This is a genomic window from Sedimentibacter sp. MB35-C1 (assembly GCF_030913635.1).
Classification (GTDB): domain Bacteria; phylum Bacillota; class Clostridia; order Tissierellales; family Sedimentibacteraceae; genus Sedimentibacter.
This window is the reverse complement of the sequence record NZ_CP133188.1, coordinates 2,211,633-2,230,178: the sequence shown is the minus strand read 5'-3', so window position 1 is coordinate 2,230,178 and position 18,546 is coordinate 2,211,633. Positions and strand designations below refer to the sequence as shown.

The window sequence follows — 18,546 nt, the reverse complement described above, 5'->3', positions numbered from 1 at the left end:
TCCTCCGCTAGTATGGCTTTATACTTTGTATTTCATCTAAAAGCCTAATATAATTGCTGTATCTTGTCTTACTTATCAAACCGTTATTTAAAGCATCCTTTACTACACAGTTTGGCTCCTTGTTATGCAGGCAATCTGCAAATCTGCAGCCCGTATCAAATTTTTTAATTTCAGGATAATATTCTTTCAAATCATATTCGCCTACTCCATTCAGGTTAAATGAGCTGAATCCGGGAGTATCTATAACGTATCCGCCTATGTCAAGTTTATAAATCTCGGCATGCCTTGTGGTGTGTCTCCCTCTTTTTAGCTTATCGCTTATCTCACCTGTTCTCAATTCAAAGTCAGGCTGAACAGCATTCATTATCGAAGATTTGCCAACACCTGACGGTCCGGAAAACACCGTCAGCTTATTACGCAAAATAGTCTTTAGTTTTTCAATTGAATTGTCATCATACTTGCTTGTGAAAATCACACTGTAGCCTGTGTTTACAAAAATATTTTCAAACTGACTTTTAATATTTTCATCAGTTAGGTCGGATTTATTAAAACATATTATCGGTTTCAAATTATTTATCTCCGCCGAAATTAAAAGCTTATCAAGAAGCAGAAAGCTCGGCTCAGGATTTGTAACAGAAAAAAATATAATCATTTGGTCTGCATTTGCAACAGGAGGCCTTATCATTTCATTTGTTCTTTCCTTTATCTCCTCGATATAGCCTTGGCTCTCATCCTCTTCAGTAAGCCTGATTAAGACTCTGTCACCTACAAGAGGCTTTATATTCTTCAGTCTGAATAAGCCCCTTGCCCTGCATTCAACTATATTATCTTCAGTATCTACGTAGTAGTTTCCTCCCACGCCCCGCATAATGATTCCTTCAATCATATAAGCTCCTAATTAAAATTTTATTTCAACTCTGTCATAAAGTTCGTTATCAATATATATTTCATACACTTCCGTTCCGCTTCCTTCAACATTAATAATTATGCTTTGTTGGGAAGTTTCAACTTCTTGAGAATAAACTATTTCTCTTCCTCCGTCAGTAACCTTTTGAACAACAACTGATACATTGTCTTTATCCTTCGGCAAAGCAATGGTGAGTGGATACGAACCAGAAGACGGTTCTTCGCTAGGTTGTTCAGTGCCATCTCCCTCGCTTGGCTCTTCAGAAGGGGTTTCTTCAGCAGGCTCACCTGAGCTAACAGTCATCCAGATGGACGTTCCTTCAGCTACCTCCTGTCCGGCAGCAACACTCTGCCTAATAACAAGTCCTTTTTCCACATCAGCGCTGGGCTCCTCAGTTGCTTCACCCACTGTCAATCCGTATTGTTTGATAACAAGCTTAGCAGTTTCAAGTTGCAGCCCTTCTATTTTTGGCATATTAACATATCTGATTTTTGGTCCTATGCTGACAACATAGTCAACTGCATCATTTTCATTTGCAGAAGTATTAGCTGCAGGATCCTGGTCTATTATCTGACCAGCAGGCACCGAATCAGAATTTTGTTCAGAAACATCACCTTCTTCAAGCCCTTCCTCTTTCAGAATTATGCCTGCCTCTATGGAGTATTTCCCTATTAAATCAGGAACTATTATTTCTTTCTGCCCCTTGCTTATTAACACCTCAACAGGGTACTCTTCCTTCAGCTTAATTCCTTCGTCAACACTTTGCTCTATTACTTTACCTTCTTCAAACTCATTATTGAATTCTCTTCCCTTAACCTCAAAGCTTAATCCAAGGTCTTCAATTATCTTTCTTGCTTCTTCTTCATCTCTGCCAATTAAGTAAGGAACCTCAACTTCTGGAACATATAAGAAAGCCTTAAATGCCAGTACACCGCCGATAACTGCAACAAGCAAAGCGCTGAGCACGGCAATGATTGTTATATTTCTGTTCTTTTTTCTTTCTTCATCACTTAATTTCTTCTTGCTAGTATTAGTACCCTCATTTATTTTTTCCTTGTCAGTATTTTCACCAAAAAATGTTTTAAATGCATTATCGGAATTATCATCAATTATATCAATGTCAATAGTATTCTGTTCATCATTTACATCTACATCATTAATAGGAGGAAGTACGATGGTAGGGGAATCAATTAATTCTTCTTCCTTTTTTTCGGAACTGCTAAAACCATTCATGGAATCCAGTTTTTTAATCAGTTCTTCAACACTTTGAAATCTGAAGCTCTGGTGCTTTTCAAGACATTTCATTATAATTTCTTCAAAACCGGCTGATATCTTTAGATTTTTTATCTTTTTTGAGGGAGGGACAGGTTTTTCTTGAATCTGTTTCATGGCAACAGAAATGTGATTATCCGCGTCAAAAGGAACAACACCAGTTATCATCTCGTACATAACGATTCCCAATGAATATATGTCTGATTTTTCATCAACGTACCCGCCTCTTGCCTGTTCCGGAGAAAAATAATGAACCGATCCTATTACATTTGAGGTGTTGTTGATAGTTGAGCTTGTAGCTGCCCTTGCAATTCCAAAATCAGTTACCTTAGCAATGCCGTCTTCGGTTATAAGTATGTTATGCGGCTTAATATCCCGGTGCACTATATTGTTGGTATGGGCATGCTTTAGAGCTTCTGCAACCTGTCTGGAAATATTAATTGTCTCTTGCTCGCTCAGTCTTCCTTTTCTGTTTATATATTTTTTAAGAGTTTCACCCTTCACATATTCCATTACAATGTAATAAATATCTCCTTCAATTCCCGTATCATATATATTTACAATGTTAGGATGCGCCAGGCTCGCCGCAGATAATGATTCCTGCTTGAATTTCGAAACAAAATCGGGGTCGGATGTCAATTCGTCTCTCAATATTTTAATTGCTACGTAACGATTCAAAACCCTGCATTTTGCCTTGTAAACCAGAGACATGCCGCCTCCGCCGATTTTTTCTATTATTTCATATCTATTTCCTAATACTTTACCTATCATATCCTTCACCTCTAGTGATATTATCAACAATAATGACGGTAATATTATCAGTTCCTCCATTATCATTGGCAAATTTTATTAATCTTTGTACACTCTCTGAACACCCGAATTCTTTAATAGTGCTTAAGATTTTGTCATCTGTCAAATGTGTTGTCAAGCCGTCGGTGCACAGCAAAATTATGTCATCACTAAAGAGCTCTATTTCAAATATATCTGCATGTACATATTCTTCGCTCCCTACAGCCCTTGTAATAACATTTCTTTTAGGATGATGTTTTGCTTCGTCAAATGATATCTTTCCATCCTTAAACAGCTCATGAACATACGTATGATCCTCAGTAACTTGAATAATTTCATTATTTCTAATTAAATATGCTCTGCTGTCGCCCACATTTCCTACGTAAGCAATATTTAATGACAGGTCTACAATCACCATGGTAATAGTTGTACCCATCCCGGAACATTCTTCCTTTGATTGGGATTCCTGCCTTATTTTTTCATTAGCCTTATCAATACTTTGAATAATAAATGAGGGAGCTTTAAAATCTTCCCTTTTGTTGTTTTTCTTAAATATTTCCCTTATAGTATCAATAGCAATGGAACTTGCAACTTCACCAGCTTTATGTCCACCCATTCCGTCAGCAACAGCATAAAGGTTAAACCTGTCAGATTCTTCAACTATTAAATTGTCTTCATTATTTTCGCGCATTAAACCTTTATTTGTTTCGCAGTATACCCTCATAAGGCACCTCACATTTTTAGATAATTATTTCTAAGTTGGCCGCAAGCAGCATTAATGTCACTTCCAAGCTCTCTCCTTACAGTTGCGTTAATACCTCTGTCGGACAGAATTTTTTTGAATCTTTCTATATCCTCATTTTTAGACGGCATAATATCTGCTTCCTTAACATAATTGCAGGGAATTAAGTTCACATTTGCTAGCCTTCCCTTTAACATTCCTGAAAGAAGTTCTGCATCCTCCGTCCCGTCATTGAATCCTCTTATCATAATATATTCGAACGTAAGCCTTCTCCCTGTTTTCTCCACGTAATAATCACAGGCTTTCATCAGCTGGGATAAATTATATTTTTTTGCAATAGGAAGTATTTTTTCCCTTTTTTCCTGTGTTGGAGCATGAAGAGAAATAGCAAGAGTTACCGGTATTCCTTCATCTGCAAGGTTATAAATTTTAGGAACTATACCACATGTAGAAAGAGTAATTTTTCGCATGGAAATATTTTGTCCTCTTTCATCGTTAATAATCCTCATAAATTTAAGAACATTATCATAATTGTCAAGAGGTTCACCTGAACCCATTATAACAACATTTGTAATTTTTTCATTTGTATCTTTTTGAATTAAATATATTTGCTTCAGCATTTCAGCTGTTGTCAGACTTCTTACAAAACCATTTTTTGTTGATGCACAAAAAAGACAGCCCATCTTACATCCCACCTCAGATGAAATGCATGCTGTATTACCAAATTTATATTTTAAAAATACACTTTCCGCAACATTGCCGTCCTCAAACTTAATAACATATTTTTTAGTTTCATCAAGCTTTGATTCAAGCTTTAACTCTATTGCTGCCCCTGTAAATTCTAATATACTTCTTAATTTTTCTCTTGTTTTTTTTGACACATTCAGCAGGCCTTCAAAATCATCCGTCAATTTATTATGTATCCAGTCAAAAATTTGTTTTGCTTTAAATTTCGGCTCGCCTAATTCAACAAGAGCACTTTCCAGCTCATCAAAGCTCATATTATCAATTTTTTTCATAATTTACCTTCTGAATTTATTTAGTAATGAACAATTAAGATTGTTCCAAGATCCTGTTTTTTAAACAATATAATTCTTTATTTTAAAACGGTATAAATCTAAATTATCACGAAAAATTATATCATACTCTTTCTATTTTCGCAATAAAAAAGCCGTCCATACTGTGTATATGCGGATATATTTCTATATATCCATTCTTGGCAGTAGTAAAATATTCATCAATACTGCCGGAAATATCCACCAACTTAAACTCTTTGTTATTATTTAAGAATTTGTTTACCAATTCTATATTTTCTTTTATTTCTGTAGTACATGTTGAGTAAACCATACACCCGTTAGTTTTCAAATATTTTGAGGCATTTTCCAGTATTTTATACTGAATTTTGCTAATATTTTTGACATCCTCTTTTATGTTCTTATATTTAATTTCAGGCTTTCGTCTTATTATCCCCAGGCCGGAGCACGGCACATCTGCTATTACAAAGTCAGCCATGCCGATTAATGAGCTATCCAGCTTCATGGCATCAAACTCCTGGGTTTCAATTATACTGATACCAAGCCTTTCAGTTTCCCTGTCTATAAGAGGTAACTTACCTCCGTATATATCTCTGCTTAATATCTTCCCTTTGTTGTTCATCATTTCTGCAACGTTTAATGATTTCCCTCCCGGGGCAGAACACAAGTCTACAACAAAGCTGTTTTCATCAGGATTTAAAATTTGCCCTGCTAGCATAGAACTTTCGCTTTGTACAGAAAACAATCCGCACCTGTATTCCTCTGTTTTATCCATCTCAAAAGGATTTTCAACAACTATACCCTTGTTAGCATACCTGCATTTGTGTGCTTTAATTCCCTTTTTTTCAAATATTTCAATAAGCTTATCTCTTGAAATCTTTAACGTATTAACCCTTATTTCCAAAGGTGCTTCAGCATTGTTAGCAACTAATACCTTCTCAAGATTATCCTTACCAAACTGTAATTTCCACCTTTTCACTAGCTCCATAGGATATGAATATTTGACGCTTAAATATTCATCCTGAGAAAGCTCTTCCATTTTACAAATAAGCTTCTCCCTGCTTCGCAATATATTCCTTAAGACTGCATTTACAAATTTTGAAGCTCTTATGTTTCCCTTATCCTTTATGTATTGTACACTTTCATTTACCACTGCATTTTCATGAGATTTGTCCATAAAAAATATTTGATAAACAGCAATTCTTAGAACTGTCAATACATCCAGCTCCATCTTCTTAGTCCTTACAGTTGAAACCTCATTGATTATCCAGTCAATAAATATTAGATTTTCAACAACCCCAAGAACCGTTCTTCTGTACAGCGACAAATATCTGACGTCTATATTTTTCACATCATTGTTAATTACTATGTTTGAATAGGATTTATTCTTAAATATTTTCTTTAAAGTCTCAACGACCTGTGATCTATAGTTGTTATCCATAATTTCCTCTTTGATTATTTTACACGCGCTTATTTTATATTATACAGCAAAATATTTTTTATTATATCATTATTGTAAATAAATACAAAGTAATTTTGCAATTAAATTAATATTTCTATTTTATTAATTTTTTAATAAGAAAAATTTAAGCTTAGTAATTTCTATAATGCAAGAATTTACTAAGCTACGTAGCTATAATTATTTTATTTTGCGTAATTTCTGTCTATGACTTAACTACCTTAGCAGTTGTATCTGTTGCGCTGAAATATAATAAGTTTAATCTTTTATTCATTATATGCCTCTCATGCATTATTTAGACAGAATCATTCTAAATCCTGAATATTCATTTTATCTATTTCCGATAATTTATTTTTCTTTTCCTTTTCTAAATACTTCACAACAAAATATATTACAAACATAATAATTCCGGTTAGTGCAACAATAGGCATTATGACAGAAAAGCATAATACAACAACCGGCAATATTACAGCTAATTTACTTTGAGCTTTTGCCAGGCGGTACTCCACATAAAACAAAGTGAATGGAATAATTAATAAAACAATTAGCGCAAACAGCATTTTAGTAATTTCCATTGCTAATCCTCCCTCTTTACTTTCTTATATCCTGAAATTAAAATTTTAAAGCATCTGCCTCCTACATTTTTATTAATTAATCAAGCTTTGACATAATTTTTTTCGTAACACTGCTGCCAAGAATAACGTTATGACCCGAAATACAAACATCAAAATCAATGGAATCATATTTCTTCAGCGTTTTTATATATATTTCCCTTTCACAATCCAAATTAGGAACTATATCATCAACCGTATCTCCTATATTGTCTCCGGCATTTAAAACCCTGTCTTCTTCATCAATAACGCTTATTGAATCTATAGTATGCCCGGGAGTATATATAATTCTGACTTTATCCTCCGGAAAATTCAATTCATTTTCAAATGTAATGTTGGGCAATAGCTTCTTCACCTCGCCTCTCACTAAGTCCTTGTATCTTTGCATTGTTTTTTCCCAGCTTGAATCTATCATTTCCCTGCACAGGCTGTGAGATATTATAACCGAATCCGGGAAACTGTTGTTGCCCCATACGTGGTCCCAGTGATAATGTGTGTTTATTACAATAACCGGCTTATTATCTCCTCTAATATGCTCTAATATTGGTTTAACACTTAATGACCCAAGACCGGTATCAATAACGTAGTTATTTTTACTGCCCTTTATCAAATGTAAGTTCAGATCCCAACCATCCGGAACGCTGTATGTAAATACAAAATTTCTGTTTTTAACCTTTTCAACTTTCATAATTTCTCCATAATTATATTGTAATTTGTTATTTAGGCCTGTTTCATCTATCTATATTGCGTCTTCCACTTAATACATCTAAGCATTTATATATACACTTTATCTAAATAAAACCCAACTTTGCCGTTCTTCATTTCTTTATTTTCTTTTATAAATTTGGCAGTTCTTCATACTTTGGGACTTTCTCTAAGTCATTATCCCAGCTTGCTTTGTTCGCGCAGTAAATGTGGCCTTGCGGTTTCATTTGTATGACACTGTCAATAGACCCTGCAGGAACAACTAGTAATTTTCCATCAAACTGAATATTCGGAAGTGCTGACCCACAATTAGGGCAAAAGCTTTTTATATGCCCTTCCGACTTATAGTTAAAAGTCTTAGCCTTATTTTGCCCTGACAGCCATCTTAACTTGGCTGTAGTAGAAAACAAATTAGACGCATGAGCTGAGCCTGTATCCTTACGGCATCGTTCACAATGACAAAGAAAAAAATTTTCAAAGTCACCTTCTATTTCAAAAGTAATTTCACCGCAAAGACATGATCCCTTATATATCATAATCAAATCTCCTTTCAAATAATCTAATACCAAAATAGGTATTTTTTGCTATTTTTAATATTATACCAAGTGTTCATTAAATCGTAAAGTATTACAGCAAATACATTTTTCTATCAAAAAAGAACGTGAAAGTTTTACTCTCATGTTCTTAAGATGTTTGCACATTGAACTATTATTTAAGCCTCTGGTTATTCTGAAAAAAATCCTTCCACGGATCATTTCCTTGAATTCTTAAAAGCACGTCAGACATATTTATGCCATCGGGATCGACCGTGTCAAGTTCATCCCATGAAATTGGCATGGATACCTTGGCTCCACTTCTGGCCCTCAGTGAATACGGAGCAACACTCGTTGCGCCTCTTCCGTTTCTAATCCAATCAATAAATATTTTGCCCTTGCGCTTAGCTTTTCTCACATTGCTTGTGTAGCGGTCCGGCCACTTTTGCTCCATGACCTCAGCAACCTTCTTTGAAAAATCATAAAAAACTTCCCATGTAACAGATGGTTTTAGAGGAACAACCACATGGTACCCCTTACCTCCGCTGGTCTTGAGATATGAATTCAAAGACAGTTCGGCAAGAATGCTTTTAACATCTCTCACACCCTGACGCACTTTGCTCAACTCCATTCCCTCATCCGGATCCAGGTCAAATACCATTATATCCGGCTTTTCAAGCTCGTCAACACAGCTTCCCCATGTATGAAATTCCAATGTGCCCATCTGTGCCTCGTATATAAGACCTTGTATATTCTCAATACAAAAATAATTTTCCTCTTCTCCGCTGTCGTTTGAAACCGGCACTGTAATTATTCCTTTGCTGTTCTGCTCCGGATGCTTTTTATAAAAGCAGGACTTTGAAACTCCTTTAGGACAGCGCACTACACTGAGCACCCGTCGGCTTACATACGGCAGCATGTACTTTGATACATTTAAATAGTATCTAACTACATCCTCCTTTGTAATATCTGGTTCTTCAAATATAACCTTGTTGAGGTTGGTAATTTTTATCCCTTCAACAACAATGCTGTTTGAATTTACTTCCATAAATTTCTCCGTATCTGCTTCATCAAGAAGATTAAACTGTATTTCCTCATCCGTTTTCTCCATTTTTATGCTCTTAGGTTCTTTGTCAGTCCTAATACCTTTAAAGCTTGCCTGCCTTAAAATATTGTCTTTTGTCCACTCGGCAAACTTTATTTCAGCTGCAAGCTCAGGCTCAAGCCATGTTACCTTTTCATTCGCCCTGGCTTTAGGAGCATTTATAAAAGGCGAATCACTCCTTTTCAACCCTTCAAATTTTTCCTCGAGCATTATCATATCAGATTCACTTATTCCTGAACCGGCACGACCGGTGTATAGTAATTTATCTCCTTTGTAAATGCCAAGAAGAAGTGAACTTACTCCGCTTATCCTTTTATCAGAGAGAGAGTACCCTCCTATCACAAATTCCTGTCTTTTGTCGCATTTTAATTTAATCCAGTCACCATTTCTTGTGCCGCTGTATACCGAATCGATTTTCTTTCCGATTACCCCTTCCATACCTGTTTCGCAGGCAACATTAAAGCTTTCAACTCCGCTTCCTGTCACATAACGGCTATAGTACAGATTTTGTGGAGCATCCTTCATTAAGTCTTCAAGTATTTTTTTTCTTTCGATTAAGTGCCGCTCTCGAAGATCTTCCCCATCCAATGCCAAAATGTCAAATACAATATATATCAAATTTTGAAATTTTGGATTTTTCATATAGTTTTGAAGAGCATTAAAATCAGTTCTGCCCGATTCGTCAGTAACAGTCATTTCGCCGTCAAGCACCATGGATCTTCCGTCAGACCAATTAATAATAGAATGTGCCACATTTTGAAATCTCTTTGCATAATCATTACCATTTCTGGTTATTAAGCGCACACCATTTCCTTCTACAAAAGCAACTATCCTAAAACCGTCATATTTCAATTCATATAGCCAGTTCTCGCCTTCAGGTACATTACCAACTAGCTTAGCAAGCTGGACCTGAACAGAGTCAAATGGATTTTTTGTAATTTTTTCATCTTCTCCGCTCTCAATCTCCTCCATTGTGCGACCCGTTCTCACGCTGGTTATATACTTCGATATGCCTTCACCTGTATTAGCATAAGGGTCCTTTTCTTTCAATAAAAGCCAATTATCTTTATCCTCGCCGGATTTAGCTTTCCAGCGAACCAAGGCCCACCTTCCTTTAAGTCTCCTGCCTTTCAGAATAAATTTCAAATCACCTTTAAGCAAACCTTCAGCTGCATCTCCGTAAGGTTCCCAAAACCCTTCATCCCAAAGCATAACCACACCGCCGCCGTATTCACCCTTTGGAATGTTTCCCTCAAAATTTCTGTATTCAAGCGGGTGGTCCTCTACATGTACAGCTAACCTTTTGTCACGAGTATCATAGGACGGTCCCTTTGGAACCGCCCAGCTTAGGAGAACCCCTTCCCATTCAAGGCGCAAATCGTAGTGATCTCTTCGCGCCATATGATGTTGGACAACAAATCTCAGCCCTTCTCCTGAATCTTCAGTTTTTCCCTCCGGCTCAATAGTCCTTTCAAAATTCCTTTTTTGATTGTAATTTCCTAATTTTTCAGACATAAATTACGCGGATTCCTTATTTTTTTTAGCATTTTCAACACTAGCCTTTAGAGCATCCATAAGATCTATAACCTTGCCTGTATTTTCTGCCTCAGCGGCAACAACCTCTTTTCCTGAAATTTTCGTCTCAATAAGCCCCCGAAGCCTTGCCTGGTATTCATCCTTATATTTAGCAGGATCAAATGGCGTATCCATGGAATTAATGAGTATTTTCGCCATATTCAACTCCTGCTCAGATACTTCAAGCTTAGTATAAGGCTTTTGAAGCTCTTTAATATCGTCAGCATAAAACATAGTGGAAATAAGTATGCCATCCTCCCGAGGAATAATCGCCATAAGCGTGTCCTTCGTGCCCATTACTGTCTTACCAATAGCTATCTTCTGTTCATCCATAAGTGCAGTGCGCAGCAGTTCAAAGGCTTTCTCCCCTCCAGTTTCCGGCGCAGCCTGGTAGGTTCTGTCATAATACACCGGAGAAATTTGGTTTAATTGAGCAAAGTGCAGAATCTGGATGGATTTTTCTTTTTCTGTTTTTATTTTTTCAATTTCTTCATCTGTTATGACAACGTACTTGTCCTTGTCATATTCAAATCCCTTTACAATGTCTTTTGCAGTAATCTCCTTACCGCAGTGTGCACAAGTTTTCTTGTAGCGAACGCGGCTGTTATCTTCCTTATGAAGCTGGTTAAAATGTATGTCATTGTCACGGGTGGTTGTGTACATTGCAATAGGAATGGCCACCATCCCGAAAGTTATTACCGATTTACGTGATACCATAGTTGTCACCTCCACCATTATTGTTTCCCAACTTAATTATAAGTATTCTATTTGGTTAAATATTGTAACGTAAGGTGAGAAATCCATGAGGTGGCTATTATATATAAAATGTCCCGAAGCTCATATTATTATGAGCTTCGGGACACTGTCACAACCCTATTATTTATTTTTCTCTTCTAAAGCTATTAAAATATCTTCTTTATTTATTATTCTATCCGGAGATACAGGCAGTATTAATTCTTCTCCTTGCCGTACAGCCAAAATTGTTATGTTGTGCTTCTGTCGTATATTGGCTTGTCGCAAAGATTTGTCAAGCCATTCATCAAGAGGCTTTATTTCTGTAATGGTATAGTATTCAGAGTCCTCAAGAATATCCATTATGTTGGATGCAACCATTTTTCGCGCTAACTTCGAACCCATTTCATGTTCAGGCAAAACAACCGAATCCGCACCAATGCTTTCTAATATCTTCTTCTGGCGCAGGTTTCTTGCTTTAACAATAACATGCTTCGCGCCACTTTCCTTTGCAATCATTGTAGCAATTTGAGAGGCTTCAAATTCTTCGCCCATGGCTAATATAATTACATCAAAGTTTTGCAATCCAAGATTTTTAAGGGCATTTTCATCCGAAGCATCTGCCCTCACAACGTGTGTGGCATATTCTTCAGCAAGCTTCAATTTAGCTTTGTCATTGTCACAAGCCATAATATTTACATCATATTCAGACAGGGTTTGAATAATGCTCATTCCAAAACGCCCTAATCCTAAAACAGCAAAGCTTTTATTTTTATATTTTTTTATCATTTCATCCTCCTATCCAATAATAATTCGTTCTTCCGGAAAGTTTATGCCATTTGCGCCCTCATGTAATTTTACATTAAGGGCAACAACAACGGTGACCGGACTCAAACGTCCCAGGTACATACACAAAATGAGGACGCCTTTCCCAACCGTAGAAATATTCGAAGTTACTCCAGTAGTTAATCCCACTGTACCTGTAGCTGAGCACACCTCAAACAGCAGGTCTAAAAACGAATGCTGAAATGAATTGGATGATTCAGCAAAATACAGGAGTATTGTAGACACAAGTACTACAATCAACATTGTTGTAGCAACAGTTAACGCCTTCTGCAGCAAATCAAACGGCAATGTGCGACCATAAACCTCAATCTTATTTCGTCCCTTCAGAACAGAAACCATGGAAATTATAATTATACCAATTGTTACTGTTTTCATCCCACCCGCTGTACTGGCAGAAGAGCCTCCTATCAACATAAATATACAAGATATAAACTTTGAAATTTCTCTGAGAGCTCCTTGAGAAACAGTATTAAAACCGGCTGTACGAAGTGTTACAGATTGGAATAATGCAGCCTGAACCTTTTCTAAAGCGTGTAATTTACCAAAAGTATCAGGATTTGACCATTCAAACAGCAAAAATAGCAGCATTCCTCCTATAATCAGAATGCCTGTAACAGAAAACACTATTTTGCTGTGAAGGCTCATATGTATAATTCTTAACCGGAGAGACCTTTTCTCTTTATTTCGCAGCAACTCAATAATCTCCAGCCATACTGTAAATCCAAGCCCGCCGGCTATAATAATCGTCATAACAATAAAATTTATCGGTACACTGGACTGAAAAGGAATGAAGCTGTCATTACCGATATTATCAAATCCTGCATTGCAAAAAGCAGATATTGAATGAAAAATTCCTTGAAAAGCCGCTTCTGATAATTTCATTTGCGTTTCTTTGTAAAAGGCAATCATAAGAAGCACTGCTCCTATCACTTCAATGGTAAATGTAACGGCAACCACCTTTTTTACGAGCTTTACCATTCCGCCGATGTTATCCTGATTAAAGGAAGCCTGAATTGCTTGCCTGCTTCTTAAAGATATTTGTTGCTTCATTAAAATCATTGCAACTGTCATCACTGACATAAATCCAAGAGCACCAAACTGAATCAATATTAATATTACAACTTTGCCAAATAATGTCCAGTGCTCCATAGTATTCACCACTACTAATCCGGTAACACAGTTTGCGGAAGTGGCCGTAAATAAAGCATTAATAAATCCTATACTGTTCCCTGATTTGCTTGCAATCGGTAAATTCAACAAAAATGCTCCTATAAGTATCATAAGAGCAAATCCAGCCATAATTGTCTGAGACGGTGATAAATGTTTTATTTTCTTTTTCATTTGATACCCCGATTAGTTGTCTAAAATAATATATGTTTAAAAAGCTATTACTCTTCCAATTTATGATAGCATTCATACATACCGGTGTCAACATTTCCTTTTATTGTCATTATTTTGAATATACAAATATCGCCTGTTTTCTGTCATTCCAAACTCCTTTACGATTAATCCAGTTCTATATTCCAATCTCCCAAAAGCACCGATGTTGGTGATTCAAAGTATATTGAAAATCTTTTGCCTGCATCATCTGCATCTATTGAAAGTTCAATATAGCCTGTATCCTTGTTTGGGCTTATGCTGTAGGCTGAAATTCCTCTCACACGCACACTATCCAATAATTCGTCCTCCGGTGTGCTGCATTTTAAATTGATTATCATTTCATCACCCGCACGCCTTATGTCAACTACATTTATCTCAAATTCTCCCATGGTTAATGCCTTATCTATACTTTGCTTCTCTCCGTCCTGAGGCGTAGTGATTCTTACCTTTTTTGTTTTTAAGTCTGGGTATTTTACCTTTACGTATGGCAATACGAGCTTCAATCCTTCCTTATCCGCTGTATCAAAATAGAAATCTGACATTAAGCCACCATATGATGACGGCAGAGTTGGATATGTTTTGTTCCCCATGCTGTCAATAAGGTACATGCTTCCCTCTATATCAGGTTCTGAAAACCATGCGCTTTCCAACAAGCCTTTACCAAAAGGATATCCTTCCACTGTTTTTTTCTCTGATTGATTCAACATAAACCTTGAAAACAATGACATTCTTTTCATCCATGGATAATGCTTTTAGATTCTCCATGAAAATATTTACGCTTTCTTTATTCTCGGCTTGCATTGTGTTCACATTTGATAAGTCTTCTAATGAAATTAATTTGTTTTTCCTCAGCAAATCCTTTGATTTATTTACCGTAATATTTAATATCCATGACTTGAATTTGTTCTTGTCTCTGATTTTATCCTTTGATATGTACGCCTGATATGCACTCTCCTGCACTATAACTAAAGCATCGGCCTCGTTATTGACATAGGTATAAGCTATCCTGTAAATATCTTTTTTATATTGTTTAAATAACGTTTCAAACTCTTTTTCATTTATTTTAATTTTGGTGCATCTCCTACCTAAGAAGACCTTCTTCTATATAAGACAAAATAAAATTATATCAATAAAGAAAAAACAAATATTGACTTAGAAAGCATTTCGGAGTACAGTTTATACAACCCAGAAAATGATTTCACTGAAAAATTTGGAGTTTCAGAAATAGAAGAAACCTTAAATTATATGCCAGAACCATATAAATCTATCTTGATTTACAGATATGTATATGATGAAGTCACTTACGAAGAAATAGCAATAGCTTTAAATATAAACGCTAAAAACATTCGTGTATAAAAGCTGGGATACCATAGCAACCTAGACAAAAGAAGGTTTAGGGAGAAGCTCAGATACTCAATATAGAGCAGTTTCAAGAGGAACACACAGGATTTATATGCTGGCAAAGTTTACAATAGTTCAGGAACTCTTATAGAAACCCAAGCTGCTTATTCCGTCATAAAAACTTACTAAAGTTAAAAATATTGCGTAGTATGACCTACACATTATTTTTAAAACATTTTATTAAATTATAATATATTTTTAGTAAAATATTATTTGAGGGTAAATTATGAAAAATAAGACGTTTTTCTCAATAGCTATACTTATAGTAATCATTTTACTATACTTTATGTACCGACCAATAGAAATAGAAAGGGTATATGAAGGGTTATATATTGATAAGGATATTCCCGAGGTATCAGAGAAAGTTTCAGTAAGCATTGATTGTATTGTAACGAAAAATATGCTACTTAAACCAAAAACGTTTATTGGTGATATTTCTATAAATTCTAGTCTTTTTAGAATCGAACAACCTATTCAATTTGATAAAGTGACGCGAACGTTCAGGCTGACTTTAGATGCGCATTCTGTAAATAGTGTATGGAAGTTCTATGACAGTGAAGGTATGTTTGAGCATCTTGGAGATACAGTTTATTGGTCAATTTATGTTGATGGTAAAATATCAAAGATTACTTTTATCCCTCTTTTAGAAAATAGTAGTTCTTCTGAGCGAGTTGTTGCTCCGTGCAATAATCGAGAAGAAGCAATAAATCTATCTCAGTTTTTAAATAGTGGAGGTTTTAAGTAGAGCCTGTAAGTATTTAAAAAATCTTTTTAAAAGATAATCGGGAGTGTAACAAATTGGACGTGTTGACAAATACAGTTTTAGGTGAGTGAAAATTTTATATAGCAACCCTTTTTTCTAAAAACTACTGGGAATGTGCTTAAAAACAGAAAAGCAACCGTATTTTGCAGGTCTCTCCATTGCCTTGTATTGCGGCGTTTCATATCTTTGGCGATTTTGGAAAAATGCCGGATAGAAAGCACTTGCATTGATTCTTGATTCACCATGTGAAAAACTACATTCGGTGAAGAATGGACATGTTGGACAACTACTTAGTTGAGCTTTCGGCTGCCTCTGCTCGGGTAATATTATTTTCAGGTCTGAAGGTTTCATCCTCATAGCCCTTTATATATGCTATATGATTTTCTAGCGCTTTCGTACTTTTATCTGATTCATCTTTTTCATTATAAGTTTTATATGATAATGCATATTGACTAAATCTATCTGTCTCAAATACCAGATAATTACCTTCCAATACAGTATCTAATATTTCGATAACACCTTTGTGCAATCGAATTATTTTGTAATCTCTTCCTCTACGCATATTGCTTGGAATTTCAATTTTAATTTTCACAGGATTTTGTGTGTTTACAAGTAAAGTTTCCGTATTGTTAGTAATATTCTTTAATTTAAGTTCAATATCAAGATACATTGCTATGCTTTGATCTTCTAAAAAATTTTCAATTCCAAGCCTTTGGCTTCCGTTTATAGTATTTCCGTTATCTGTTATATTAAGCTCCAGTTCCATCGTCAATGGCTTCATTATCTTGGTACTTAATTATCTTATACTTTGTTCAAATATTAATCTAATTCTATATTCCAATCTCCCAGAAGCACCGATGTTGGTGATTCAAAGTATATTGAAAATCTTTTGCCTGCATCATCTGCATCTATTGAAAGTTCAATATAGCCTGTATCCTTGTTTTGACTCATACCGTAACCTGAACTCCCTCTCACACGCACACTGTCCAATAATTCATCCTCTGGTGAGGTGCTTTTTAAATTGATTAATAGTTCATTTCCATCACGTCTTACGTCAACTACATTTATCTCAAATTCTCCCATGGCTAATGCCTTATCTATACTTTGTTTCTCTCCATCCTGAGGCGTAGTGATTCTTACCTTTTTTGTTTTTAAGCCTGGGTATTTTACCTTTACATATGGCAATACAAGCTTCAATCCTTCCTTATCTGCTGTATCAAAATAGAAATCTGACATTAAGCCACCATAGGATGACGGCAGAGTTGGATATGTTTTGTTCCCCATGCTGTCAATAAGGTACATGCTTCCCTCTATATTGGGTTCTGAAAGCCATACGCTTTCCAACAAGCTTTTATCAAAAGAATATTCTTCAACTGTTTTTTCCTCTGATTGATTCAACAAGCTAATCATCAGCTTATCTTCCATTGGTTTTTTGACAGCCACTATGTCGATTCCCTTATCACTTGCATGGTTGCCAAGCTGTAAAAAGTCTTCAACCTCAGTTGTTTTTTCCAAGGTAAAAGGGATTTCCAAGTCTCCAATTAGAAGAGAATATTTTTCCTCCTCACCATCCACCTCGAAATAATAATCTCCCTGCCAAAGCTCTGACCCTCTGCCTATGCTCCAATTTCCCGTGTGTATAATATTACCCTTTTTATCCTTTAACAGCACTTCATATCCTTTATTAAATATATAATTACCCCTAACCGAAATATTGAAATGCTTACCTACTTTGGAAGCTGCCGTTATTTCTACAAAATCATCGCCTTTCTCATACAATACCGGCTCCTGAAGTGCCAGCACACTTCCTTTTTCCTTGTCTATCAAGACATTGTATCCGGGAACGTATTGCAATGCCCGTTTGATTGCTGCTTCAACCTTATCTGGTCCCACTATAATTACTGAGCTTATAATTATAGCCAAAGAGGCTGCAACTGCTGTAAATAATTTTAAGCGTCTGATCTTTTTTGAGCTTTGCTGAATTTTAGCCTTTTTAAATCCTAATTCTATGCTTTCATCCAATCCGTCAGGGATGGGAATGCTGTTCAACATACCATCAAGCTTATCTGTCATACTAACCCCTCCTCTATCTTTAGCTTTTCCAATGCCCTGTAGTATTTACTTTTAACCGTACTTATGGGAATTTTCAACTCATCGGAAATCATTTCAAATGTGTATTCAAAATAAACCTTGAGAACAATGACATTCTTTTCATCCATTGATAATACTTTTAGATTCTCCATGAAAATATTTACGCTTTCTTTATCCTCGGCTTGCATTGTGTTCACATTTGATAAGTCTTCTAATGAAATTAATTTATTTTTCCTGAGCAAATCCTTTGATTTATTTACCGCAATTTTTAATATCCATGACTTGAATTTGTTCTTGTCTCTGATTTTATCCTTTGATATGTACGCCTGATATGCACTCTCCTGCACTATATCTAAAGCATCGGCCTCGTTATTGACATAGGTATAAGCTATCCTGTAAATATCATTTTTATATTGCTTAAATAACGTTTCAAACTCTTTTTCATTTATTTTAATTTTGGTGCACCTCCTACCTAAGAAGACCTTCTATACATAAGACGAAATAAAATCAAAAACAGTCTCAATTAAATTTAATTTATTCTGCCAATTTTAAATTAAAACCGGGTTTGCGCACAACTGAATGCAAACTCGGTTCTAATAAT

General features: G+C 35.6%; 19 protein-coding genes. 2 read left to right on the top strand and 17 right to left on the bottom strand.

Features of this window, described 5'->3' with window-relative positions; translation table 11 throughout:
* Positions 1 to 7: 7 nt before the first annotated feature.
* The 14 genes from rsgA to RBQ61_RS10565 all read right to left on the bottom strand — a co-directional run bounded on the left by rsgA (position 8) and on the right by RBQ61_RS10565 (position 14,752).
* Positions 8 to 886 carry a ribosome small subunit-dependent GTPase A gene (rsgA, locus tag RBQ61_RS10630; RefSeq protein WP_308137300.1) on the bottom strand — a complete coding sequence of 293 codons (879 nt, stop codon included), beginning with the start codon at positions 884 to 886 and terminating at the stop codon, positions 8 to 10.
* Positions 887 to 898: 12 nt separating this feature from the next.
* Positions 899 to 2,950, bottom strand: coding sequence for a Stk1 family PASTA domain-containing Ser/Thr kinase (gene pknB, locus RBQ61_RS10625; RefSeq protein ID WP_308137299.1), 2,052 nt, complete (start codon positions 2,948 to 2,950; stop codon positions 899 to 901).
* Positions 2,940 to 3,692, bottom strand: a complete 753-nt coding sequence (locus RBQ61_RS10620) for a Stp1/IreP family PP2C-type Ser/Thr phosphatase (protein WP_308137298.1) — start codon at positions 3,690 to 3,692, stop codon at positions 2,940 to 2,942. The genes pknB and RBQ61_RS10620 overlap by 11 nt, the downstream gene beginning before the upstream one ends.
* Positions 3,693 to 3,700: 8 nt before the next feature.
* On the bottom strand, positions 3,701 to 4,729 hold the full coding sequence (gene rlmN / locus RBQ61_RS10615) for a 23S rRNA (adenine(2503)-C(2))-methyltransferase RlmN (protein ID WP_308137297.1): 1,029 nt from the start codon (positions 4,727 to 4,729) through the stop codon (positions 3,701 to 3,703).
* A 121-nt stretch (positions 4,730 to 4,850) separates the two neighbouring features.
* Positions 4,851 to 6,185 (bottom strand): 16S rRNA (cytosine(967)-C(5))-methyltransferase RsmB, encoded by a 1,335-nt coding sequence (gene rsmB, locus RBQ61_RS10610; RefSeq protein WP_308137296.1) that lies wholly within the window; start codon positions 6,183 to 6,185, stop codon positions 4,851 to 4,853.
* A 323-nt stretch (positions 6,186 to 6,508) separates the two neighbouring features.
* The gene (locus RBQ61_RS10605; protein ID WP_308137295.1) at positions 6,509 to 6,778 is read right to left on the bottom strand and encodes a hypothetical protein; all 270 of its coding nucleotides are present in this window, start codon (positions 6,776 to 6,778) and stop codon (positions 6,509 to 6,511) included.
* A 76-nt stretch (positions 6,779 to 6,854) separates the two neighbouring features.
* The gene (locus RBQ61_RS10600; RefSeq protein ID WP_308137294.1) at positions 6,855 to 7,502 is read right to left on the bottom strand and encodes an MBL fold metallo-hydrolase; all 648 of its coding nucleotides are present in this window, start codon (positions 7,500 to 7,502) and stop codon (positions 6,855 to 6,857) included.
* Between the two features lie 148 nt (positions 7,503 to 7,650).
* Positions 7,651 to 8,055, bottom strand: coding sequence for a GFA family protein (locus RBQ61_RS10595; RefSeq protein WP_308137293.1), 405 nt, complete (start codon positions 8,053 to 8,055; stop codon positions 7,651 to 7,653).
* A gap of 172 nt (positions 8,056 to 8,227) precedes the next feature.
* The gene (gene ligD / locus RBQ61_RS10590) at positions 8,228 to 10,672 is read right to left on the bottom strand and encodes a DNA ligase D (RefSeq protein ID WP_308137292.1); all 2,445 of its coding nucleotides are present in this window, start codon (positions 10,670 to 10,672) and stop codon (positions 8,228 to 8,230) included.
* Positions 10,673 to 10,675: 3 nt separating this feature from the next.
* Positions 10,676 to 11,449, bottom strand: coding sequence for a Ku protein (locus RBQ61_RS10585; protein WP_308137291.1), 774 nt, complete (start codon positions 11,447 to 11,449; stop codon positions 10,676 to 10,678).
* A gap of 159 nt (positions 11,450 to 11,608) precedes the next feature.
* Complete coding sequence (locus RBQ61_RS10580) at positions 11,609 to 12,253, bottom strand: TrkA family potassium uptake protein (RefSeq protein ID WP_308137290.1); 645 nt, start codon at positions 12,251 to 12,253, stop codon at positions 11,609 to 11,611.
* 9 nt (positions 12,254 to 12,262) lie between these two features.
* Positions 12,263 to 13,651, bottom strand: coding sequence for a TrkH family potassium uptake protein (locus tag RBQ61_RS10575; protein ID WP_308137289.1), 1,389 nt, complete (start codon positions 13,649 to 13,651; stop codon positions 12,263 to 12,265).
* Positions 13,652 to 13,815: 164 nt separating this feature from the next.
* Positions 13,816 to 14,397 carry a hypothetical protein gene (locus RBQ61_RS10570; protein WP_308137288.1) on the bottom strand — a complete coding sequence of 194 codons (582 nt, stop codon included), beginning with the start codon at positions 14,395 to 14,397 and terminating at the stop codon, positions 13,816 to 13,818.
* The gene (locus RBQ61_RS10565; protein ID WP_308140112.1) at positions 14,348 to 14,752 is read right to left on the bottom strand and encodes a sigma-70 family RNA polymerase sigma factor; all 405 of its coding nucleotides are present in this window, start codon (positions 14,750 to 14,752) and stop codon (positions 14,348 to 14,350) included. The genes RBQ61_RS10570 and RBQ61_RS10565 overlap by 50 nt, the downstream gene beginning before the upstream one ends.
* A 63-nt stretch (positions 14,753 to 14,815) precedes the next feature.
* Here RBQ61_RS10565 and RBQ61_RS17665 point away from each other — a divergent pair, with 63 nt between their 5' ends.
* On the top strand, positions 14,816 to 15,046 hold the full coding sequence (locus tag RBQ61_RS17665; RefSeq protein WP_374049913.1) for an RNA polymerase sigma factor: 231 nt from the start codon (positions 14,816 to 14,818) through the stop codon (positions 15,044 to 15,046).
* 331 nt (positions 15,047 to 15,377) lie between these two features.
* Positions 15,378 to 15,836, top strand: a complete 459-nt coding sequence (locus RBQ61_RS10560; RefSeq protein ID WP_308137287.1) for a hypothetical protein — start codon at positions 15,378 to 15,380, stop codon at positions 15,834 to 15,836.
* Positions 15,837 to 16,140: 304 nt separating this feature from the next.
* Here the strand turns inward: RBQ61_RS10560 and RBQ61_RS10555 are convergent, their stop codons facing one another.
* The 3 genes from RBQ61_RS10555 to RBQ61_RS10545 are packed head-to-tail and all read right to left on the bottom strand — an operon-like array spanning position 16,141 to position 18,394.
* Positions 16,141 to 16,635, bottom strand: a complete 495-nt coding sequence (locus tag RBQ61_RS10555) for an S-layer homology domain-containing protein (RefSeq protein ID WP_308137286.1) — start codon at positions 16,633 to 16,635, stop codon at positions 16,141 to 16,143.
* 38 nt (positions 16,636 to 16,673) lie between these two features.
* Positions 16,674 to 17,927, bottom strand: a complete 1,254-nt coding sequence (locus tag RBQ61_RS10550; protein ID WP_308137285.1) for a hypothetical protein — start codon at positions 17,925 to 17,927, stop codon at positions 16,674 to 16,676.
* Positions 17,924 to 18,394, bottom strand: coding sequence for an RNA polymerase sigma factor (locus RBQ61_RS10545; protein ID WP_308140111.1), 471 nt, complete (start codon positions 18,392 to 18,394; stop codon positions 17,924 to 17,926). The genes RBQ61_RS10550 and RBQ61_RS10545 overlap by 4 nt, the downstream gene beginning before the upstream one ends.
* Positions 18,395 to 18,546 lie beyond the last annotated feature (152 nt).